3 protein-coding genes are annotated in these 2121 nt (G+C 47.8%); all 3 read left to right on the top strand.

The window, feature by feature from the left end; all coding sequences use genetic code 11:
* Nucleotides 1-1272: pyocin knob domain-containing protein (locus RO21_RS12260; RefSeq protein ID WP_479494812.1), on the top strand; the 1272-nt coding region annotated here is incomplete at its 5' end.
* Nucleotides 1272-1874, top strand: coding sequence for a hypothetical protein (locus RO21_RS11700; protein WP_064774268.1), 603 nt, complete (start codon nucleotides 1272-1274; stop codon nucleotides 1872-1874). The genes RO21_RS12260 and RO21_RS11700, both read left to right, overlap by 1 nt.
* 42 nt (nucleotides 1875-1916) lie before the next feature.
* A partial coding sequence (locus RO21_RS11695) for a hypothetical protein (protein ID WP_047977958.1) occupies nucleotides 1917-2121 on the top strand: 205 nt, incomplete at its 3' end.

Below are 2121 nucleotides of genomic sequence, written 5' to 3'. Positions count from 1 at the left end.
AATCTGCGCTCAAATATTGCCGGCGGTTCGGTAAGTTATCAAGATGCACGCCCTTCAGAATTATCCGAACAAAGTGTGATGGGGTTATCCACTAAGGCACTACTTAACGGCAGTGGTAACGGCTGGATGATGATTAACAAAAGCTGGTCGGAGGCATCGGGGAGTTATGCAATTAACCGTATCGGGATTGCAGCCGGTCGCATTATGGTTCAACAGGCCAAAAATATGAGTGAGTGGGCAGAACCGTTTGAAGTGCTGACCGACAGTATTTTCAAGGTCGGTACGCTTGCACAGGAGAATTTAAACGATGTGATGCAGGTCGGTCTTTACCGTCAATCGCTTAATCGTAATGCCACCACCGCTAACAATTATCCCGTTAATCAAGCCGGTACCCTGCGTGTCGAGCCGTCCGCCTATGAAGTGCAGCAAACCTATACGACCTTCCAAAGTAACCAAATCTATGTGCGGGGTCGAGGTTCGGAAGGTTGGAATGAATGGCGACAGGTTGACGGGGTGGATTGCCTTAAGCGGACAGGCGGGACGCTCACCGGCGCATTAGAGATTGATGCGGCAGAGAGCTTTGTGCGGGGTAAACGCAACGGCGCAAATAACTGGTTTATCGGCACGGCAAACGGCACAAGTAACGATATTGTGCTACGTAGCTATGGACATAATACCCATATCAGTCTGCAAGCCGACAAAGTTTATACGAATAAAGACATTTACGTGGGTGAGAACAAAGTTAATCATTGGGGCGACAGTTACCTTAAAGCCACCGCGAATAACTATGGCGGCATAATGATTGACCGCCCGACACGCAATGACCGAATGTTGATAGAAAGCAACGATAACCGATTTGCGCTTATCCGGCGAAACACCGAAAGTGGGGCAAATCATTATGTGATTACCACACCGGAAAAAAGCGGTGTAACGGCATTAGTTGAAGATTTCACCTATCAAAAAATCGGTAACTTTGAAATCCGCCGTTACCCTGACGGCACAATGATTCAGACTTATTTTGTCGAGCAACACGATATAGGCGGCAAAGATAACGAGGTCAAACGGTTTACTTGGGCGGTCGCATTCTCACAAGTGCCAATGACCTTTGCACAAATTCACTATAAATCGGCTAGTAATGATTGGAGCGGTGTGGTGAGTGTTTATAAATGGCAAAGTAGCGGCACGCAATGTGCCTACCAATTAAAAGAATTTTGGCAAAACCGACAAGGAGACATTGCGGTTCAATTTTTAGCAATCGGGAGATGGAAATAATGACAATGTTTTATTATCAAAACGGCTTTTACGATGACCGGTTTAGTGATGTACCCCAAGAAGCCGTTGCTATTTCAGATGAAGTTTATCTTGAATTACTTAACGGACAAGCGACCGGTAAACACATCGTCAGCGATGAAAACGGGCAGCCGAGGCTGATTGAGCCTACGCCGAGTGCCTACCACACTTGGAATGGGGTGCAATGGGTCGCCGATGAAACGCAGCAATTGATAATGCTCGATGAGGAGAAAGCCCGCCTACTTCGCAAAATTTCCGACCAAACCGACCGCTTGAAAGCGGCAAAATTGGCGAGCTATCCGCAAACGGAGATTGACAGTTTCTACCGTCAAGAACAAGAAGCGCGGGCGTGGTTGGCTGATAACAGTACCCCAACGCCGATGCTCTCGGCAATGGTCGGCAACTATCAAGATATGGCAGATTTATGCGGGCGGATTATTCAAAAGGCTGAATATTTTGCCGCAATGATGGGGCAAATGCTGTCAGTCAAACAAGCATTTGAAAAGCGGGTAAAAGAGGCAACGACCCTTGATGCATTACAACATATCGAAGCGGAAGTCGCACAATGGCAGTTATCCGCTTAGTGCAGACTACCGCACACCAAGATGACTTAAAGGAGACATAATATGCTAAAACAATTCAATCTTAACGAACTGCGTTTTGATGACCCGGCGCTCACTACTGACGAAGAAGGGCAGCCTATTGCCACCACGCACGGAGCGGGTTGGTATGCCCTCACCGACCCGGCTCATATTGAGGGTATTAGTGCCAGTATCACGGGCGGCGGTGAAGTTTGGTTGGAAGACGATCAGCTTCATTATAGCGGGGCAA

This window comes from Muribacter muris, from assembly GCF_001038205.1.
Classification (GTDB): Bacteria; Pseudomonadota; Gammaproteobacteria; order Enterobacterales; family Pasteurellaceae; genus Muribacter; species Muribacter muris.
This window is presented reverse-complemented; position numbering and strand designations above follow the sequence as displayed.